Genomic DNA, 17,752 nt, shown 5'->3' on the forward strand with positions numbered 1-17,752 from the left:
GCCCGAACTGATTCGAGGCGTTTCGGAAACGGGGCCGGGCTGGGATCGCCCGGCCCCGGTGGTCATGGTTGGGAGGGTGCGGCGGTCAGGTGGGCGCGGGCCGTTCGCGCGCCGCGCGGGTGGTTCCAGCCGATCGCGGCGGTGGTGCGGCCCCCGTCCGACTCGGTCAGCGCCACGAAGCGGTCGTCGGCCGCCGTGCCCTCCAGGTAGCGGACGCGGTCGCCGCCGCCCACCCGTCCGTGCACCTGGATCTTGGTGTCGTACTGGTCGGACCAGAAGTAGGGAACGGGGGCGTGCACGCGCTCGTCGCCCAGGATGTTCGCGGCGACGACGAGGGCCTGTTCGGTGGCGTTGGTGCGGCTCTCCACCCGGATGCCGACGCCGGTCACCGGGTCGGGCCAGCGCGCCACGTCCCCGACCGCGTACACGCCCGGCGCGGCGCGGCAGCGGGCGTCGCACACGATCCCGTCGGCCAGCGCCAGGCCGCTGTTCTCCAGCCAGGCGGTCGCCGGAACGGACCCGATCGTCACCACCGCCAGGTCCGCCCGCACGACCTCGCCGTCGGCCAACGCGACACCGCTCACCCGGCCCCGCTCGCCGACCAGGCCCGTCACGGCGGTCCCGAGGCGCAGCCGCACCCCGTGCCGCCGGTGCAGCGCGGCGACCCGTCCGCCCAGTTCCGGGCCGAGGTGGCGGGCCATCGGCACCGGTCCGGGGTCGACCAGCGTCACCTCGCGGCCCAGCGTGCGGGCGGCCGCCGCGATCTCGCAGCCGAGGACACCGGCCCCGACGACCGCGACGCGGCCCGCGTCCGGCAGGGCGTGGCGCAGCGCCAACGCCTCGTCCAGCGAACGCAGCGTGTGCGCCCCCGCCGGTTCCGGGCCGGGCAGGCGGCGCGGGACCAGCCCGGTCGCGATGACCAGCGTGTCGTACGCCAGCGCCCGGCCGCCGTCCAGCTCCACCGTGCGGGCGGCGGCGTCCAGGCGTTCGGCGCGGCCCCACACCCACTCGGCGTCCAGCGCCTCCAGCTGCTCGGGGGTGCGCAGGCGCACCCGGTCGGGCGGCCAGAGCCCGGTGAGGACCTGCTTGGACAGCGGCGGCCGGTCGTAGGGCGGGTGCGGGTCGGGGTCGACCAGCCGCAGGCGGCCGGTGTGGCCGCCGCGCCGCAGCGCCTCGGCGACGGTGAGGCCGCCGACCGACGCGCCGACGATCAGCACGTCGGACGTCATGTGTCCACCACGACGATCGCCGCGGCCGGGCACAGCATCGCCGCCTCGCGGACCGCGGCGGCGCGCTCGTGCGGCGGCGCCGGATCCAGCAGCACCACCACGCCGTCGTCGTCACGCTGGTCGAACACGTCCGGCGCGGCCGCGACGCACTGCCCGCCGCCCACGCACCGCTCCTCGTCGACGATCACTTTCACGGGGTCCCTCCTCACCAGGCCACCGGAAGCCGGTACAGGCCGTAGACGTTGGCGTACTCGTCGCGCATCGGGACGTCGCCGGGCTCGACGGCCAGCCGCAGCGTGGGGAACCGCGCGATGAGCCCCCGCAGCGCGACCCGCAGTTCCAGCCGCGCCAGGTGCTGCCCCAGGCACTGGTGGATGCCGTGCGTGAACGTCAGGTGCCCGGCGGCGTCGCGCCGCACGTCCAGCGCGTCGGGGTCGGGGAAGCGGGCCGGGTCGCGGTTGGCGGCGGGCTGGGAGATCGTGACGGTCTGCCCCGCGCGGATCAGCACACCGTCGACCTCGACGTCCTCCAGCGCGGTCCGCAGCCCGCACGGGCCGATGCTCAGGTAACGCAGCAGCTCCTCCACCGCCCCCTCGACCAGTCCGGGGTCGGCGCGCAGCAGGGCGAACTGCTCGGGGTGCGTCAGCAACGCGAACACGCCGCGCGCCAGCACGCTGCCGGTGGTGTCCAGCCCCGCCCCCAGCAGGAACACTCCCAGCCCCGTGATCTCCTCGTCGGTCAGGTCACCGGCGGTGAGGTCGCTGATCAGGTCCTCGGTGGGCGCGGCGCGTTTGATCGGCACCAGCGCGCCGATGTGCTCCGACAGCGCCGCCCATGCCCGGTACGCGTCCTCGGGGGTGACGTCGGCGTCGAGGATCCCCGCGGCGGCGTGCCGCTGGAACCCCTCCCGTTCGGCGGCCGGAACGCCCAGCAGCTCGCAGATCATCAGACCCGGCAGGGGCTGGGCCAGCGCCGTCACCAGGTCGGCGGGCGGTCCCTGCCCGGCCATCGCGTCCAGCAGGCCGACGGTGATCTCCTCGGCCCGTTCGGCCAGCAGCGCCATCCGGCGGACGGTGAACGCGCCGGCCAGCAGCCTCCGGTACCGGGTGTGCTCGGGCGGGTCGATCGCGCTGATGTCACCGGCCGGGGCGGGCGGCAACCGCCCGAAGTCCCCGTAGGGGAGGTGCGCCAGCTCGTAGCGGGCGCTGAACCGGTTGTCGGCGAGCACCGCGCGGGCCTGGGCGTACCCGGTCACCAGCCACCCTTCATGCCCGTCGGGATAGGTCATCGGGCTGATCGGGGCGCGGGCGCGGATCTCCGCCAGCTCGGGAGGCGGGTCCAGCGGACGGCCCTCCGGCCGGGCCAGCGGCAGTCCGTTCACGGTCATGGTGGTCCCCTTTCGGCGGGTTCAGGCCGGGTCCCAGGCGACCGGCAGGCGCTCCAGGCCGTACACGTCGGACTCGGAGCGCACCGGCACCTCTTCGGCCGGGATCGCCAGCCGCAACGTCGGGAACCGCTTCAGCAGCGCGGGCAGCGCGATCCGCAGCTCCAGCCGCGCCAGCTGCTGCCCCAGGCACTGGTGGGCGCCGTGCGCGAACGCCAGCTGCCCGGCCGCGTCACGGCGCAGGTCCAGCACGTCGGGGTCGGGGAAGACGGCGGGATCGCGGTTGGCGGCGAGCAGCGAGATCGCGACGGTCGTCCCCTTCCCGACCAGCACGCCGTCGATCTCGACGTCCTCCAGGGCCGTCCGGAAGTCGGTGTGCGCGATCGACAGGTAGCGCAGCAGTTCCTCCACGCCCGAGTCGGTGACGTCCGGGTCGTCGCGCAGCGCGGCCAGCTGCTCGGGGTGGGTCAGCAGCGCGAACGTTCCGAGGCCCAGCATGTTGGCGACAGTGTCCAGCCCGGCGGCCAGCAGCATCCCCCCGACCCCGATGTGCTCCTCCTCGGTGAGGTCGCTGTCGGTCAGTTCGCTGAGCAGGTCATCGGTCGGTTCGGCGCGCTTGCGGCGCACCAGGCCGGTCATGTAGTCGCCGATCGCGGCGCCGGCGGCGGCCTGTTCCTCGGCCGTCACGTCGTGCCGGTTCAGGAGCGCGGCGAAGCGCTGGAAGTCGGCGCGTTCGGCGTAGGGCACGCCCAGCAGCTCACAGATCATCTGTGCCGGCACCGGATGCGCGAACGTCTCCACCAGGTCCACCCCCGGTCCCTGCGCGGCCATGTCGTCCAGGCACCCGTCGGTGAACGTCCGGATGCGTTCGGCCAGCAGCCTCATCCGGCGGACGCTGAACCGGCCCGCCAGCAGGCGCCGGAAACGGGTGTGCTCGGGAGCGTCCAGGCCGATGAACTCGCCGGGCCCGGCGGGCGGGATGTCGGTGTACCGGGGGTCGGGGTAGTGCGCGATCTCGTAACGGGAGGAGAACCGGGGGTCGGCGAGCACGGCCCGTGCCTGGGCGTGCCCGGTGACCAGCCATCCCTGGTGCCCGTCACCGTAGAGCAGCGGGGCGATCGGGCCCTGGGCGCGGATGCGCGCCAGCTCGGCGGGCGGGTCGAGGGGACGGCCTGCGGGCCGCCGCGTCGGCATCTCGGTGATGACGGGGGGAAGCGCGTTCATGAGGTTTCCTTTCAGGAGGTGGTCACGGGGGTCTGTTCTTCGACGGGCGCGGTGCGGCCGGCCCCGCGCCCCCGGATCAGGACGAACGCCAGCACCGCCGCGCCCAGCACCGCGCACGCGCTCACCGAGCACGTGACGGCCAGCCCGTCGGTGAACGCCTGCCGCGCGGACGCCGCCAGCGCCTCGTCGCCGGTCCGCTCGGCGACCGCCAGGGCCTCGCCGATGGAGCGGCGCGCCACCTCGGGAGCCGAGCCGGGCATGGCCCCGGTGAACACGCCCGTCAGCAGGCTCCCGAGAACGGCGACCCCCAGCGCGGCCCCGGCCTGCTGCAGGGTGTCGTTGAGCGCCGACCCGACCCCGGCGTACCGCGCGGGCACCGCCCCCATCAGCGCGGCGATGGCGGCGGGCTGCGCCAGCCCGGCCCCGATGCCGAACACCACCAGCGTGGCGGTCACCGTGGCGAACCCGTCGTCGGCCCGCAACGTCGACATCAGGAGGAACCCGCCCGCCAGCACCCCCAGTCCGGCGGCGGTCAGCACGCGGTTGCCGACCCGCTGGCCGAGGGCGGCGCCCACGCCGTTGGTGACGATCACGGCGAGTGCCAGCGGCACCATGGCCAGCCCCGCGCGGGTGGGCGTGAACCCGAGGACGAACTGCAGGTACTGGGTGATGACCAGGACGAGCCCGCCGTTGCCGATCTGCACCAGCACCAGCGACAGGCTGCCGCCGGTGAAGTCGCGGTTCCGGAACAGCGCCAGCGGCACCATCGGCTCGGTCACGCGCCGCTCCCACAGCACGAACGCCGTCAGCACGACCGCCGCGACCGCCAGCCCCGACAGCGTCGCGGGGTCGCCGAGCCCGCGCTGCGGAAGCTCGATGATCGCCCACACCAGCGCGACCATGCCGACCAGCGACAGCACCGCGCCCAGCGGGTCGAACCGGCGCGCCGGGGCCCGCGACTCGGGCATCAGCAGGTAGGCGGCGGCGATCGCCACGACGACGACCGGCACGTTGATCAGGAAGACCGAGCCCCAGTGGAGGTGCGTGACCATCGCGCCGCCCAGGATCGGCCCGCCGATCAGGCCGGTGACGGCGGCCGCCGACCACGCCGAGGTCGCCTTGCGGCGTTCCTCCTCGTCGAACACGGTGATCAGGATCGACAGGGTGCTGGGCAGCACCAGCGCCGAGCCCACGCCCATCAGCGCGCGGGCGGCGATCAGCTGGGCCGGGCTGTCGGCGTAGGCGGCGGCCAGCGAGGCGGCCCCGAACGCGGCCAGCCCGACCACCATCACGCGGCGGCGGCCGAACCGGTCGGCCAGGCTGCCGGCGGTGAGCAGCAGCCCGGCCGCGACCAGGATGTAGGCGTCGGTGATCCACTGGATGTCGCGGGCGGTGGCGCCCAGGTCCCGCGTGAGCGCCGGGATCGCGACCATCAGCACGTTGTTGTCGATCACCAGGATCAGGGTGCTCAGGCAGAGCACCACCAGGATCAGCCAGCGGCGTGGATGTCGTTCCATGGTTCCTCCCTTCTTGTACGACGTTCTGTTTCATGGACAACGTACAAGACTCATGGACGTCGTTCAAGAAGTGGACGTTGTGCGATAATCGCCCGGGACCGACGACGGACGGGGAGGCGACCTCGATGGCAGCCAGTGACCAGGCGTTTCCCTCGGTGTGGACGCGGCCGCCCCGGCGGAGGCGCGACCGTCCGGCGCTCACCCGGGACCAGATCGTCGCCGAGGCCGTCCGGCTCCTCGACGAGGAGGGCCTCGACGCCCTGACCATGCGGCGGCTGGCCGCCCGCCTCGGCGCCGCCGCCAACGCCCTGTACTGGCACGTCACCAACAAGAGCGAGCTGATCGAACTCGTCGTCGACGAGATCTACGGTGAGATGCGGCTACCCGACACCGGCGATCCGGCCGACTGGCGCGCCACCGTCACCGAACTCGCCCACAGCGCCCGCGAGGTGATCCTGCGCCACCCGTGGACCTCCGGCCTGCTCGGCGAGGTGGGCATGGCCTACCTCGGCCCCAACCTGACGCACCTGTTCGACCGGGCGCTGACCCTGCTGCGGTCGGCGGATTTCCCCCTGCTGGCGGCCGACCGCGCCCTGAACGCCGTGTTCTCGTTCGTCATCGGCGCCGCCACCGTCGAGGCCGCCACCCTCAACAAGATCCGGCAGGGCGGGCTCACCGAGGACGAGTGGCTGCGCTCGGCGCGACCGACCCTGGAGGAATCCGCCCAGGACCACCCGCAGATGCGCGAACTGTACGCCGCCCTCGCCGGGAACGAGCCGGAACGGACACGCCGCGAGCAGTTCGACTACGGCTTGCAGCGCATGCTCGACGGCATCGAATCCCAGCTGCCGGAACACCCCTGACAGCCGAAGAACAGCGGCTCCCCGAACCGGCCGTGTCGCGACGACCGGGAACCGATCGGGGGCAGCTCTCCTGTAGGAGTTCGCTGAGCTGGGGCTTCATAGCCGGGCTGTTTGATCGCGGGACTGGCTCCCACCGTGAGTGCAGACGGGTGGGGCGGTGCTGTGCGACGCGGCCTCCGCACCGCGCCCCGTGCGTCCGCAAGCGGGTCTGCGGATCGGTGATCGAACCCGCCCACACGATGACCGTCCGCATTGTGCCGGAGCACCTGTGGCGCGGGGCTGGTCGTTCTGCTTACCGCTGAGGACCCGGTGGCTGAGGAACGTGTCGCAGGTTGGACGCGACCTTTCCGTCTCGACCGCGAACACCACCGCGTTCACCAAGCCCACCATCGAGACGGACACGCCCCACGGTCAGGAGAACCGGGGCCTCACTCTTTCAGAGCCGCGCTTCCAGACGCTCTTGCAGGGGCGCATAGTCGTGGCCGGGGAACATCTCCGGAAACACGCGCAGCACGTCGGACAGATGCCGTGCGGTGTCGTGGAACTCCGGCTCGTTGAAATCGACGTCGGCGAAGAGGTACTGCCATCCGTAGGCACCCTTGGTGATCAGAAGGTTCTCCAGGTAACCCGCGTAGTCGAGGTCGAGCGGCTGGAGGCGTTCGTGGTTGGTGTCGTAGAGCCACACCTGCGGGTCGTCCTCGCCGGGTGTGATGCGCAGCGCGGTGAGCCGGCCCGTCCCGGCCATCGGCTCCTGGTCCAGGAGGCGTAGCTGGCCGAGCACCTCCATCTTCGCGGGGTCCCGGCTGACCGCCCCGAACGCGTCCTGCGGCACCTCGCCCCTCACAAGCGCCCAGTGCAGGTGCTTGAGGCAGAACTCACCCCTCAGATCAGGTTCGCCCGTGCTGTACCAGAAGACCTGCACCCGGTCGGCCGGGAAGAAGTGTTCGCGAACGCGGGACGCCAAGGTCAGCCCGGTGCGCTCGGCGATGTCCGCGAAGACCCGGTCGGGATCCGTGAGCACATCGACAGTGGTCGCCTGAAGCTCGGCCTTCTCCACGTGGAGGAGGCCACTGTTCTTGAGCTCATCGATCGCCCGTCCGCATCGGGCGAGATAGTCGTCCTGCACCGCCACCGCCGCTCGTCGGGCCAACGTCTCCCCGGCATCCTTCCAGCCGTTCGGCGCCCTGTCCGGACGATCAAGAAACCGGCCGCACCGATCAGACCTCAGAGGCCCCGCAGAGCGCCACGAGCTACCGACAACGTGGCAAAGCACCGAATCCGCCATGCCGAACAAGTGAAATGCGGCGTGTCGAGCACCGATCGACACGCCGCACACATCGCAGGGCCGAACGGTGGGACGAGCTCCCATGGACGGTGGGCGGCGCCTGATTTCTAATCGGGACTTACCTCGGTCTGCCCCCTGCCCTTTCGTCGGCCCGACCGAGCCGCATGAGTCGTTTCCCTCATGCAGGCGCCGACGGATAGGAGATTTCGATGCCGCACCCCACCCCCATCGAGGCACCGCGGCCGCCTGGCGGAACCGGGCGCGCGCGCCGCGGTGCGCTGGCGGCGACGCTGTCGGTCGTCGCCGCCGCCCTGGCCGCCGTCACGGCGCTGGTGATCCCGTCGACCTCGGCCACTGCCGCACCCGTCCACGACCCGGTCATCATGATCCCGGGGATGACGGGCGATCCGGGCTTCATGGTCCCGATGCAGACCAACCTGCGGTCCAACGGCTGGCCCGCCGACCGGTTGTTCACCTGGACCGACAGCAGCCGGATGACCCAGGACCTGGCGGTGGCCGCCCGGGAGCTGGGCGCCAAGGTCGACCAGGTCCGCTCCCAGACCGGCGCCTCCCGGGTGGTGCTGGCCACCTGGTCGGCCTCCACCCTGGCCGCCCGCTACTACATCAAGAACCTGGGCGGCGCCGACAAGGTCTCCCAATACATCGGCTTCGCCGGCCCCCAGCACGGCACCACCAACAACGGCTGCCAGCAGTACGCGTCCTGCCAGCAGTTCGCCTCACCCAACACCCCGTTCCTGCGCGACCTGAACGCCGGGACCGAGGTGCCCCACAGCGACAAGGTCGCCTACATGACGGTGCGGTCGGTCAACGACACCAACGCCGCCCCCTACGACACCGCCAAGCTGGAAGGCGCCCACCTCAACCACCTGATGAGCGGCCCGATGGCCCCCACCCACTTCACGATCATCTCCAACACCACCGCCCTGGCCGAGATGCGCAGGTTCATCACCGAACGCGAGAACCCGGCTCCGCCCACCACGCCGCCGACCACCCCGCCCACGACACCGCCGCCGGGCACCGGCTGCCCGTCGGTCAACAAGAACTGGGCAGGCCCCGGCCCGTTCGCCGTGACGGTGCAGGCGGCAGGAACCGCGCACACCGTCTAGCGGCCCACCGACCTGGGCAGCCGCGGCTGCGGCAAGCACCCGGTCATCATCTGGGGCAACGGAACCGGAGCCTCGGTACGCGACTACGACGGCCTGCTGAGGCACTTCGCCTCGCACGGGTTCATCGTCGCCGCCGCCAACACCGGGCAGTCGGGCTCGGGCACGCAGATGCTGCCGGAATCGACTATCTGGCCCAGCAGAACAACTCCGCGGGCAGCGTGTTCGCGGGCAGGGTCGACCTGGACAAGATCGGCTCGACCGGGCACTCCCAGGGCGGGGGCGGGGCCATCGCGGCAGGCGCCGACCCCAGGGTCGACACCACCGTGCCGATCCAGCCGGGTCCGCAGGGCACCGACGGCCAGCTGCGCGGTCCGGCGTTCTACCTGGCAGGGCAGAACGACACCATCGTGCGGCCGAGTTACGTCTACTCGCGCTATCAGCGGGCCACCCAGGTCGCCGCCGTGTATGGCGAGGTAGCCGACGCCGACCACTTCGAGTCCGGTGGGGACGGTGGCCGCTTCCGCGGCCCGATCACCGCATGGTTCCGCTTCCACCTGCTGGCGGATCAGCAGGCCCGCGCCGAGTTCTACGGCGCCGCCTGAGCGGCAGCCCCGCACGCTCAGCGGGTCGACCATATGGGGCCGCACGTTCCGCACCGACACACCAGGAGTCGGCCTTCGGCCATGCATCCCTGGACCGCTACTCCACCGGTGAGCTCCCGCTGATACCGGCCGAGCCCTCCCGGCGGCCGGTGCCGCTGGGTCTGGCACGTACGGCAGGCGACGGCCGTTCGACGACACCGACAGGACGATCCGAGCCACCACGCCGCAAGCCCGCGCCTGGTTGCGACACCTCGAACGCCGTCCGCCTGCCGGGGCCGCCGAATCGTTCATGGCAGGGCCGGCGACGCCGACATACCAACGACTCCGAGAGTCCAGTCCGTCCCCGGCGCGCCGCCGCCCGGCTTCGCCACCCGCTCACTGATGGGCTCGACCAGTGGCGTTGACGATCGTCGCCCAGGCCCCTGCGCGTGTGTCCGCGCAGGGGCCTGGGCGATCTCGGCCGTGGAGCCGGAGCTAGAAGGTGCGGTCGGTGATCCAGGTCGCCTGGCTGGAGGGAATGGTCAGGTCGAAGGTGGTGCCCGACAGGCGCCGGTCGGAGCCCAGTGAGCCGACGTACCGCCCTCGGGATCCGAAGGACCATCCGATGGTGAAGGAGATGCCGGTGCCCTCCACCACCCCTTGCTCGATGGTCCCGACCCCCGCGCTGCTGGACGCGGACCCGTAGAGCCTGCCGCTGCCGTCCTGGGTCACGTTGACCCTGGTGGTGCCGCCCCTGCTCTGGAAGAGCTGGTAGTTGCCGCTGGCGTTGAAGGCGGGCGCGGCCGTCGCCCCGCCCTGCGCCGCTGCCGCCGGGGCGGCGGCAGCGGCGGGGGCCAGGCCCAGACCGCTGACCCCGAGAACGAGGGCGAGTCCGGCTGTCGTGAGCTTGGTGAGCATGTCGCCTCCTGCGCGATGACGGATCGGTGTGGTATTCACACTCGCCCGGCGACAGGCGGCCGTAGTATCCCCAGATTCAGGGGTTGCCAAGGCACGTCAGGTCCGTTCTGGGGAACCCGTTGAGCCGCCGGTGGCGGACCGGGCGGCAGGACCCGCTGGACCATGGGGCTCGTGGAGATCCTGGTGCACACGCATGACCTGGCGGATGGTCTCGGGTTCACCTGGAACCCGTCTGCTGATCTGTGTTCACGGGTACTCGGGAGGTTGTTTCCGAACGTCCCATGAGCGCTGCGCCAGCGCGGGTAGCGGCGAATCTTCCCGGTCGCGTCACCGTTCAGGCGGGAACCGGGACGCGTTCGGGCGCGTCACAGGTCCATGCCTTCCCCTACGCGCATCGCGACACTGGCTTTCGCCGCGCTCGCCCTGGCCGGCTGCGGCACGACGGGTCTGGCGAACGGCGGAGAGTGCACGTTGATCGGCACCCCGCGGGGAATCGGCCTGGCCATCGAGCCGCCGCTGGCCGCCAGAGCGACCGACGCGACGGTGAAGACCTGCTGGAACGGCGTCTGCCGCACCGTGAGGACGGAGCTCAGGGACTCCACGACGGCGGTGCCTCAGGGCTGCGCCGACGGGCCCGACGGAGCCTGCGCCGCCACGGCCTCCCCGACCGGCGCCAAGAACGGGTTCGCCGACGTCAACGACCTGCCGGAGTCCCCGGTGCAGGTCACGCTCACGCTCCGCGACGCGCAGGGCGAGAGCGTGCTGAAGCAGCAGATCACCACGACCCCGCAGGCTGTCTACGCGAACGGACCCCACTGCGGCAAAGGCGGCCCCCAGGTGTCCCTGGTGGCCGCCAACGGCCGACTCACCGTCGCACGACCCTAGCTCCTGCCATCAACGCCGATGAGGGCGTTACGAACGCAGCGCCTCGTAGGCTCAGGCGGGCGAGGAGCTCGTCGCGTTCGCTCACACCGGCCTTGCGGTGCACGGCTTTGAAATGGTCGTTGACGGTGTGCGAGGACAGGCCCTCCATGGCGAGTCGGCTGACGGCCTGTTCCCGCCGGGTCAGGCCGTACCAGCAGGCCACGGCTCTCAGCAGCACCGCGCCGGAGGCGGGCTGAACGGTGAGCACGACCTGATAAGGCCTGTCGCCAGGGAGTGGCTGTCCATGCAGGGCCACCAACCTAGTGCGGTGGGAACGGTGTCGACCACCGGCCGACCCGTGCGCCGAGCGGCGAACACCATACTGCGCAGCACCCGTGCCGAGAGCGGGGCGTTGATGGTCGCGGTGTCGCAGGACAGGGCGTGCAGCAGGCCATGGCCGCTGTCGGTCATGGCGGTGACGATGAAGTCCCGGCCGGTCACGAACCGGCGAGTCGAGCTGGGCGTACAGGCAGCCCGCCGGTGACCCGGAACCGGCTCGGCTCCTCTCCGTCACGCCGGGGTCGTTCGGGGTAGCTCCACGGTGACGTGGATGCCGCCGTCTGGGCGCGGGGTGAGGGTGAGCGTTCCGTCGTGCGCGTGGGTGATGGTCTTGACGATCGCCAGGCCGAGGCCGACGCCCGCGTGGTCGGTGTGTATGCGTTCGGTGCCGCGCTGGAATGGTTCGGTGAGTGTCGAGGCCTGCTGTGGGGTGAGCTTCTCGCCGGTGTTCTCGACAGTGAGCACCACGGTCTCGGGGCGGACGCCGGTGTTGACCCGGACGGTGCCGTTTTCAGGCAGGTTGTGGACGATCGCGTTGTGCACGAGGTTCGTGGTCAGCTGGAGCAGGAGCGCTTGGGAGCCGACCGTGGGGGTGACGTCGCCGCTGGTCTCGACGGTGACGCCATGCTTCTCCGCCAGGGGGAGGAGCGTTTCGGTGGCTTCTTCCGCGACGAGGGACAGGTCGACGGGCTCTCGGGTGAAGGATCGCTGGTCAGCGCGGCTGAGCAGGAGCAACGCCTCGGTGAGATCGATCGCCCGGGTGTTGACGGCGTGGAGGCGGTCGATGAGTTCGCCGGTATCGTGGCCCGGGTCGGTGCGGGCCACGTCGAGAAGCGCCTTGGAGACCGCCAGCGGGGTGCGCAGCTCGTGCGAGGCGTTGGCCGCGAACCTCCGCTGTTCGGCGACGTGCGCTTCGAGGCGTGCGAGCATCGTGTCGAAGGCGTCGGCGAGTTCGCGGAACTCATCCGTGCGGCCCGGCAGCCGGATCCGCTGGGAGAGCGACCCGGCCGAGGCCAGGCGGGTGGCGTTGGTGATGCGGGTCAGGGGAGTGAGCATCCGGCCGGCGAGGAACCATCCTCCCGCCAGGCCGAACGCCAGCAGGAACGCCAGCACCGCGGCCGCCCTCGGGGCGAAGACGCGCAGAAGGTTGGACCGGACGGGAAAAACACCGTGCGTAGGCGTGTCGGAGGAGACGAGGAGCGCGCGTTCGGGGACGTGACGCAGGAGGAACAACCACACCGCCGCGAGCAGCAGGACACCGGCGAGCATGAGGAATCCGGCGTAGCTGACGGTGAGTTTGAGACGAACGCTCAACCCGGGTGCCCTGTCCACGTTCGCCTCCCTCATGCCCGGCCTCTGGCCGGGGCGGATGCGGTGGCCGACGCCTGACACGGCGGCGATGTCGGCCGCGATCGCTTCGAGGCGCAGGCCCTCGCGGACGGCTCCCGCCATAGAGGGTCCGTCCTCAACGGCCGGCACGCGCATGCCGTCGATGCTACGGGCGGGCACATATCGTCGGCGTATCGAAAAACACATACGTGCTGGCAACACCACGCCGCCTTGACTGGCGGCATGGCCCAAACCCCACCATCGGCACCAAGAGCGGCGCGCCGGATCCACCGGTTCCTCGCCGTCGGCCTGATAGCCGTCACAGCAGTGATCACCACGGCCCCCGGCTGCCGGGCACAGAACTCCTCAACGGTCCCGCCCTCCTCGTCCTCCTCGACCGCGTCGCCCTTGAACGATCCCCGCAGTGAGCGCCGGGGCGCGCTCGGCGAGGCCGACGGTGCCGTTCCCGACGGCGTGACGGTCTTCGATGACGCGATTCCGGCCGTGGCCAACCTCGATCCGGATCTGCTCAAGGCCCTCCGCCGGGCCGCGGCGGACGCCGCGGACGACGGGGTCGAGTTCCATGTCAACAGCGGCTGGCGTTCCCCGGAGTACCAGGACCGGCTTCTTCGCGAGGCGGTCTCCCGGTACGGGTCGCGAGAGGCCGCCGCCCGATGGGTGGCCACCGCGGCGACATCTCCTCACGTGTCGGGGGACGCGGTCGACATCGGGCGCTCCGACGCGACGGCGTGGCTGTCCGAACACGGCGCCCGGTACGGGTTGTGCCCGATCTACCGCAACGAGCCCTGGCACTACGAACTACGCCCCGAAGCGATCGATCGTGGTTGCCCGCGTGTGTACGCCGACCCCACCCAGGACCCGAGGATGCAGCAGTGACCGACAACGAGCGAGGACAGACGATGGTGCGGGTCGAGACGGCGGAGAGCGGCCAGGGCGACGCCGAACGTCCGGACACCGGTGCCGGTACCTGGCGCGCGGCCGTCCGCCGGGTGATCCGCATCGGCTCCCGGCCGGAGCCCTGGAGGCGCGGGCTGGTCTTCGCGGCGCTGGCGCTGCTGCTGGGCCTGCTCATGCTGCTGCACGCGCGGATCCCGAACCGGGTCGGGAACCTCGGCAGCCTGGTGGAGTCGTTCCTGCCGTGGTTCGGCCTGTTCGTTCCCGTGCTGCTGGCCGGGGCCCTGTGGCGCCGCTCCGCCTCCGCCGTGACCGCGCTGCTGCTGCCGGTCATGGTGTGGCTGAGCCTCTTCGGCGGGCTGCTCGGCGACAGGTCCCGGCCGGGTGGCGACCTCACCGTGGCCAGCCACAACGTCGGCGCCGACAACCCCGACCCGGCCGGCACCGCCCGCGACCTGGTCGCCTCCGGTGCGGACGTTCTGGCCTTGCAGGAGCTGAGCCAGCAGGCCCGGGGCACGTACGAGAGGGAGCTGGCGAGGGCATACCCGCACCACACGGTGCAGGGCACGGTCGGGCTGTGGAGCAAGCTGCCGCTGTCGGCCATCCGGCCGGTCGACATCCAGATGGACTACGGGCCGCTGGCGGCCACCAAGCCGACCGACGTCAAGATGACCTACAACCGGGCGCTGCGCGCCACCGTGGCCACGGACCAGGGGCCACTGGCGGTGTACGTGGCCCACCTGGGGTCCGTACGGGTGAATCCGAGGGCGGGCTTCGGGACGGTCCATCGGGACAGGGGCGTGCAGGCGCTCGGCAGGGCCATCACCGCCGAGCGGAGTGAGCGGGTGGTGCTGCTCGGCGACCTGAACGGCACCATGGACGACCGCGCGTTCGACGGCATCACCTCGCAGATGCGCTCGGCCCAGGAGGTGGCCGGGGACGGCTTCGGCTTCAGCTGGCCGGCGGGGTTCCCGGTGGTGCGGATCGACCAGATCCTGGTCAAGGGCGTGGAGCCGGTGAACGCGCGGGTGCTGCCGGCCACCGGCAGCGACCACCGGCCGGTAGCGGCCGCGATCAGCTGGTGACCACCACGCACCGGCTCCGATCCACCAAGGCTCCGCGCAACCGTGTCCCGACGCCGATCGGCCGTGCGAGGGAACGCGCTCACTCGGCGGCCAGCTGTTGCTCCAGCCGTTCCAGACCACCCCTGATGAGCCGCCCGTAGCCGTCGTCGTCAAGCGCGCCGACCGTGGCCTGCGCCTGCTGGAGGTGCTCGCGGGCACGGTCGAGTTCCCCCAGCTTGCGATAGCACTCGCTCAAGTTGAGGTGCAACGACGGGTACAGGGCGGCCACCGAGATCGTCACTCCGGCCTGCGCCACCCGCTCATCGGTGATCAGGTCGGCGGCGGCAAGCGCCCGCTGGTCCCAGAGCAACTCCTGATGCACGTCGTCCTGCACGTCGGCCATCGCATGGGCAAGGACGCAAACGTGCAGCGGGTCGCCTTGTTCGCCGCCGACGTCGTCCCAGATCTGCGCGAAAAGTTCGCGGGCGGCCTCACGTTGGCCTTGCCGGTGGTGCAGTTCCACCCCTTGGCCGATTCGCATGATCGTTGGATCGGTGACCATCGGAGGTTCCCCTCCCCGGCTCATGTCGCGACGATCAGACGATCGTAGCCGCGTGGATGATTCACCACACCCGGCCGGCCGACGACACGACGTGGGTCGCAGCTGAGAAATGTTGTGGCCGATCAGTTCGTGCCCGGCGATCCGGGGATGTCGAGGCGGTATTCGGTGATGCGGTGGTGCAGCCGGAATCCCAGGTGGCGGTTGACGGCCAGCAGGGCGGCGTCGTGCTCGAGGCTGTCGGTGGCGACCTGGGTGACCTGCGGGTACCGGTCGTACAGCAGGCGCAGCATCGCCGCCTTGACCCACAGGTCCAGCCCCAGGCGGTGGTGGCCGTCGACCGGTGGGCGGTCGTGCTGGGTCGCCGGGGGGCCGCTGTCCTTGGGGACCACCACCTCGGTGCAGCCGACGACCTTGCGGCCGTGCTCGGCGGCGACGGTCAGCAGCACGTCACCCGGGACGGCGTCCTGGCGGCCGGGCGGAGCGATCCGCGCCGTCTCGGTCAGCCGGTAGCCGGGGTGCTCGACCGCGACCATCTCGTCCAGCCAGCCCGGGTGCAGCTCGCGCAGCGACAGCAGCAGATGGTGCAGCGTGCGCAGGCGGGTCAGGCCGCGGCGCAGGCAGAACGCGTCACCGGTCCCGCCCGCGGGCACGGCCATGATGACGCCGTACAGGCCGCGGGCGCGCGCCTCGGCGGTCAGCGCGGCCACCAGCCGGCCGCCGATGCCGCGACGTCGGTGGGCCGGGTGGACGTGCACCTGCGCGCGTCCGGTGACGGTGGTGGACGGCAGGCGCAGCACGGCCAGGCCCACGACCTGTCCGGCGCGGGTGGCCGTCCAGACGACCGTCGTCCCGGCGGTCAGGTCGGCGTGGAACCGGCCGGAGGCCGCGGGCGCGGTACCGGGCGCGTCCTCGGCCATGGACGCGGCGACCATCGCGTGCCAGGCCCGCACGCGAGGCCCGTCCGGCTCCTCCCGCGCCGGTTCGACGCGGGAGAGGCGCACCCGCGTCGGCCAGGGCCGGGCGTTGATGGCGGTCTTCGTCATCCCCGGCGCCCGAGCCCCGCACCGCCGGTGAACGAAACGGGCCGCACGACCAGCGGGCCGTTGCCGATCCGCGGTGCCCGACCCTCCTCCGACCGGCCCGTCCTCTCCAACGCCGGATCGGCGAGATCCGCTCCCGGGGCCAACGCCCACCTGCTCATGTCCACTCCTTCCCCGGCAATTCCGACCAGCGGCGCGCCGCCCGCAGGGCGCAGGCGCCTGTCAACAGCCTGGCGTCAGGACCACCGCCGAACAACGGCGATGTCGGCAAGACAGCGTTGCCCGGCCGGTCATCGATGCGAGTTGTGCCAACACAGCGATGACCATCAGGTTCACGATCAGGGGGTCCATGGAGCTTCGAGACATCGAGATCTTTCTGGTGTTGGCCGAGGAGCTGCGCTTCGGCCGGACGGCCGAGCGCCTGCACGTGACCCCGTCCCGGGTCAGCCACGCCATCAAGAAGGCCGAACGCCGCATCGGCGGGCCGCTGTTCGAACACACCTCCCGCACGGTCCGCCCCACCCCGCTGGGCGAGCGGCTCCGCGACGACCTGCTCTCGACCTCACCGACACGACCACCGGCGACGGGTGACCGCGGAAGCGTCGGTCCAGGTCGGTTGATTACCGCTCGGCGCCCGGCGGGGTGGGCTGTTCCGCGGGAACCTCCTCGACATCGACGGGGAAGCCGAACTCGTCCCGCAGGATGCGCGCGTGCTCGGGGGTGGCCAGAAGGTACATGAAGGGGACCTCTTCCGGCTCACCCACCGGGTGGAAGCAGCGCTGGTCGTCGCCGCCCGGTTCGAGGTCGCTGAGATGGGACACGAGCGCCATATGGTCGATGTACTCGTCGGACAGGCGTTCCACCTCCCACGCGCGGGGCTCGCCGTTGAGGCGGAAACGCAGAAGATCGACCTCGTGGGTTCCCCCGGCCTCCTGGTCCGCCGTCTCGGCGCTCTCGACCAGCTCGACGTCGGAGACGGTCAGGCCCGAGCACGCCGCGGCCTCCGTGAGAATGTCCTCGTATTCTTCCTGGAGGCTGTCCACGTCGCCGTGGTCGGTATGCACGCCCAGGCCATACTCGACGAGTTCGCCGACAAGGTGAACGGCAGACTGCTCGATGTCGGCGTAGTCGGCCGCCGCCACCCTGATCTCGGCCTCCTGCGGCGTCACCAGACCCAACTCCACCAGCCGGGCCGTCAACGCCCGCAACGTCATTTCCGCCATGCGGCGATCATGCCAGCGACGTCAAGCCTTCCACGCTCAGTGGAACGCACCCAGGGCCATGCCGCCTCACAGCGAACGCCAATCCCATAGGTGGGCCGCGGTTTGCCTGTGGTAAAAGTTCGTTCACATGCGCACCCTTGAGAAAATCGTCGGATTTGCCACTACTGGTGTCCTCGTTTTGGCCGGGTGCAGTGACGATGGCGGCGGGAAGAAGGGGACGGAGTCGAGGCCCCCGACGAGTGCGTCGGCCGGTACGGGTAAGCCGTTCGATCCCCACCAGCCGCCTTT

At 71.4% G+C, this 17,752-nt stretch carries 20 protein-coding genes; 7 read left to right on the forward strand and 13 right to left on the reverse strand.

The window, feature by feature from the left end:
• Window positions 1-62: 62 nt before the first annotated feature.
• From AKI01S_RS06500 to AKI01S_RS06520, 5 genes are read right to left on the reverse strand one after another with little or no spacing between them, the layout of a single operon-like run.
• Complete coding sequence (locus tag AKI01S_RS06500; protein ID WP_067812846.1) at window positions 63-1,229, reverse strand: NAD(P)/FAD-dependent oxidoreductase; 1,167 nt, start codon at window positions 1,227-1,229, stop codon at window positions 63-65.
• A complete protein-coding gene (locus AKI01S_RS06505) occupies window positions 1,226-1,423 on the reverse strand; it encodes a ferredoxin (protein WP_067812847.1) in 198 nt (65 codons plus the stop codon). The genes AKI01S_RS06500 and AKI01S_RS06505 overlap by 4 nt, the downstream gene beginning before the upstream one ends.
• Before the next feature lie 11 nt (window positions 1,424-1,434).
• Window positions 1,435-2,616: a cytochrome P450 gene (locus tag AKI01S_RS06510; RefSeq protein WP_067812848.1), complete on the reverse strand. Its 1,182-nt coding sequence runs from the start codon at window positions 2,614-2,616 to the stop codon at window positions 1,435-1,437.
• Between the two features lie 21 nt (window positions 2,617-2,637).
• Window positions 2,638-3,837 (reverse strand): cytochrome P450, encoded by a 1,200-nt coding sequence (locus AKI01S_RS06515; protein WP_067812849.1) that lies wholly within the window; start codon window positions 3,835-3,837, stop codon window positions 2,638-2,640.
• Window positions 3,838-3,848: 11 nt separating this feature from the next.
• Entirely contained in the window at window positions 3,849-5,354 is a 1,506-nt protein-coding gene (locus tag AKI01S_RS06520; RefSeq protein WP_067812850.1) for an MFS transporter, read from the reverse strand.
• Between the two features lie 125 nt (window positions 5,355-5,479).
• Here AKI01S_RS06520 and AKI01S_RS06525 point away from each other — a divergent pair, with 125 nt between their 5' ends.
• Window positions 5,480-6,217 carry a TetR/AcrR family transcriptional regulator C-terminal domain-containing protein gene (locus tag AKI01S_RS06525; protein ID WP_067812851.1) on the forward strand — a complete coding sequence of 246 codons (738 nt, stop codon included), beginning with the start codon at window positions 5,480-5,482 and terminating at the stop codon, window positions 6,215-6,217.
• A 436-nt stretch (window positions 6,218-6,653) separates the two neighbouring features.
• Here the strand turns inward: AKI01S_RS06525 and AKI01S_RS06530 are convergent, their stop codons facing one another.
• The gene (locus tag AKI01S_RS06530; RefSeq protein WP_067812852.1) at window positions 6,654-7,349 is read right to left on the reverse strand and encodes a hypothetical protein; all 696 of its coding nucleotides are present in this window, start codon (window positions 7,347-7,349) and stop codon (window positions 6,654-6,656) included.
• Between the two features lie 362 nt (window positions 7,350-7,711).
• On the opposite strand from AKI01S_RS06530, the gene AKI01S_RS52485 reads away from it, so the two are divergent.
• Window positions 7,712-8,629: an esterase/lipase family protein gene (locus AKI01S_RS52485; RefSeq protein WP_067812853.1), complete on the forward strand. Its 918-nt coding sequence runs from the start codon at window positions 7,712-7,714 to the stop codon at window positions 8,627-8,629.
• Window positions 8,630-8,808: 179 nt separating this feature from the next.
• Window positions 8,809-9,231, forward strand: coding sequence for a poly(ethylene terephthalate) hydrolase family protein (locus tag AKI01S_RS52490; protein WP_439951658.1), 423 nt, complete (start codon window positions 8,809-8,811; stop codon window positions 9,229-9,231).
• 474 nt (window positions 9,232-9,705) lie between these two features.
• Here the strand turns inward: AKI01S_RS52490 and AKI01S_RS06545 are convergent, their stop codons facing one another.
• Window positions 9,706-10,128: a hypothetical protein gene (locus AKI01S_RS06545; protein ID WP_067812855.1), complete on the reverse strand. Its 423-nt coding sequence runs from the start codon at window positions 10,126-10,128 to the stop codon at window positions 9,706-9,708.
• 471 nt (window positions 10,129-10,599) lie between these two features.
• Here AKI01S_RS06545 and AKI01S_RS06550 point away from each other — a divergent pair, with 471 nt between their 5' ends.
• Window positions 10,600-11,013, forward strand: a complete 414-nt coding sequence (locus AKI01S_RS06550) for a hypothetical protein (RefSeq protein WP_218009571.1) — start codon at window positions 10,600-10,602, stop codon at window positions 11,011-11,013.
• On the opposite strand, the gene AKI01S_RS48870 is transcribed toward AKI01S_RS06550, so the two are convergent.
• Together AKI01S_RS48870 and AKI01S_RS06560 are read right to left on the reverse strand one after the other, a co-directional pair.
• Window positions 10,994-11,260 carry a helix-turn-helix domain-containing protein gene (locus tag AKI01S_RS48870; protein WP_174567354.1) on the reverse strand — a complete coding sequence of 89 codons (267 nt, stop codon included), beginning with the start codon at window positions 11,258-11,260 and terminating at the stop codon, window positions 10,994-10,996. The two genes, AKI01S_RS06550 and AKI01S_RS48870, sit on opposite strands and share 20 nt — an antisense overlap.
• Window positions 11,261-11,562: 302 nt before the next feature.
• Entirely contained in the window at window positions 11,563-12,882 is a 1,320-nt protein-coding gene (locus AKI01S_RS06560; RefSeq protein ID WP_281185914.1) for a sensor histidine kinase, read from the reverse strand.
• A gap of 186 nt (window positions 12,883-13,068) precedes the next feature.
• Between AKI01S_RS06560 and AKI01S_RS06565 the strand changes: the two genes are divergently transcribed.
• Together AKI01S_RS06565 and AKI01S_RS06570 are read left to right on the forward strand one after the other, a co-directional pair.
• Window positions 13,069-13,557, forward strand: coding sequence for a D-alanyl-D-alanine carboxypeptidase family protein (locus tag AKI01S_RS06565; protein WP_245681501.1), 489 nt, complete (start codon window positions 13,069-13,071; stop codon window positions 13,555-13,557).
• Window positions 13,554-14,660 carry an endonuclease/exonuclease/phosphatase family protein gene (locus tag AKI01S_RS06570; RefSeq protein WP_245681502.1) on the forward strand — a complete coding sequence of 369 codons (1,107 nt, stop codon included), beginning with the start codon at window positions 13,554-13,556 and terminating at the stop codon, window positions 14,658-14,660. The genes AKI01S_RS06565 and AKI01S_RS06570 overlap by 4 nt, the downstream gene beginning before the upstream one ends.
• Window positions 14,661-14,739: 79 nt before the next feature.
• Here the strand turns inward: AKI01S_RS06570 and AKI01S_RS06575 are convergent, their stop codons facing one another.
• The 3 genes from AKI01S_RS06575 to AKI01S_RS54605 all read right to left on the reverse strand — a co-directional run bounded on the left by AKI01S_RS06575 (window position 14,740) and on the right by AKI01S_RS54605 (window position 16,740).
• On the reverse strand, window positions 14,740-15,201 hold the full coding sequence (locus AKI01S_RS06575) for a hypothetical protein (protein WP_067812859.1): 462 nt from the start codon (window positions 15,199-15,201) through the stop codon (window positions 14,740-14,742).
• A gap of 122 nt (window positions 15,202-15,323) precedes the next feature.
• Window positions 15,324-16,244, reverse strand: a complete 921-nt coding sequence (locus AKI01S_RS06580) for a GNAT family N-acetyltransferase (protein ID WP_083999026.1) — start codon at window positions 16,242-16,244, stop codon at window positions 15,324-15,326.
• A gap of 154 nt (window positions 16,245-16,398) precedes the next feature.
• The gene (locus AKI01S_RS54605; RefSeq protein ID WP_369688705.1) at window positions 16,399-16,740 is read right to left on the reverse strand and encodes a hypothetical protein; all 342 of its coding nucleotides are present in this window, start codon (window positions 16,738-16,740) and stop codon (window positions 16,399-16,401) included.
• Between AKI01S_RS54605 and AKI01S_RS54610 the strand changes: the two genes are divergently transcribed.
• Entirely contained in the window at window positions 16,621-16,980 is a 360-nt protein-coding gene (locus AKI01S_RS54610) for a helix-turn-helix domain-containing protein (RefSeq protein ID WP_369688704.1), read from the forward strand. The two genes, AKI01S_RS54605 and AKI01S_RS54610, sit on opposite strands and share 120 nt — an antisense overlap.
• On the opposite strand, the gene AKI01S_RS50230 is transcribed toward AKI01S_RS54610, so the two are convergent.
• On the reverse strand, window positions 16,862-17,464 hold the full coding sequence (locus tag AKI01S_RS50230) for a hypothetical protein (protein ID WP_067812860.1): 603 nt from the start codon (window positions 17,462-17,464) through the stop codon (window positions 16,862-16,864). The two genes, AKI01S_RS54610 and AKI01S_RS50230, sit on opposite strands and share 119 nt — an antisense overlap.
• Window positions 17,465-17,752: the final 288 nt, after the last annotated feature.

Source organism: Actinomadura kijaniata NBRC 14229 (genome assembly GCF_001552175.1).
GTDB classification, from domain to species: domain Bacteria; phylum Actinomycetota; class Actinomycetes; order Streptosporangiales; family Streptosporangiaceae; genus Spirillospora; species Spirillospora kijaniata.

What these genes read in the sequence shown, in the direction of transcription:
- AKI01S_RS06500 (WP_067812846.1), bottom strand. Translation starts at nt 1,229, where the DNA reads ATGACGTCCGACGTGCTGATCGTCGGCGCGTCGGTCGGCGGCCTCACC.
- AKI01S_RS06510 (WP_067812848.1), bottom strand. Translation starts at nt 2,616, where the DNA reads ATGACCGTGAACGGACTGCCGCTGGCCCGGCCGGAGGGCCGTCCGCTG.
- AKI01S_RS06515 (WP_067812849.1), bottom strand. Translation starts at nt 3,837, where the DNA reads ATGAACGCGCTTCCCCCCGTCATCACCGAGATGCCGACGCGGCGGCCC.
- AKI01S_RS06520 (WP_067812850.1), bottom strand. Translation starts at nt 5,354, where the DNA reads ATGGAACGACATCCACGCCGCTGGCTGATCCTGGTGGTGCTCTGCCTG.
- AKI01S_RS06525 (WP_067812851.1), top strand. Translation starts at nt 5,480, where the DNA reads ATGGCAGCCAGTGACCAGGCGTTTCCCTCGGTGTGGACGCGGCCGCCC.
- AKI01S_RS52485 (WP_067812853.1), top strand. Translation starts at nt 7,712, where the DNA reads ATGCCGCACCCCACCCCCATCGAGGCACCGCGGCCGCCTGGCGGAACC.
- AKI01S_RS06545 (WP_067812855.1), bottom strand. Translation starts at nt 10,128, where the DNA reads ATGCTCACCAAGCTCACGACAGCCGGACTCGCCCTCGTTCTCGGGGTC.
- AKI01S_RS06575 (WP_067812859.1), bottom strand. Translation starts at nt 15,201, where the DNA reads ATGGTCACCGATCCAACGATCATGCGAATCGGCCAAGGGGTGGAACTG.
- AKI01S_RS06580 (WP_083999026.1), bottom strand. Translation starts at nt 16,244, where the DNA reads ATGACGAAGACCGCCATCAACGCCCGGCCCTGGCCGACGCGGGTGCGC.
- AKI01S_RS50230 (WP_067812860.1), bottom strand. Translation starts at nt 17,464, where the DNA reads ATGGCGGAAATGACGTTGCGGGCGTTGACGGCCCGGCTGGTGGAGTTG.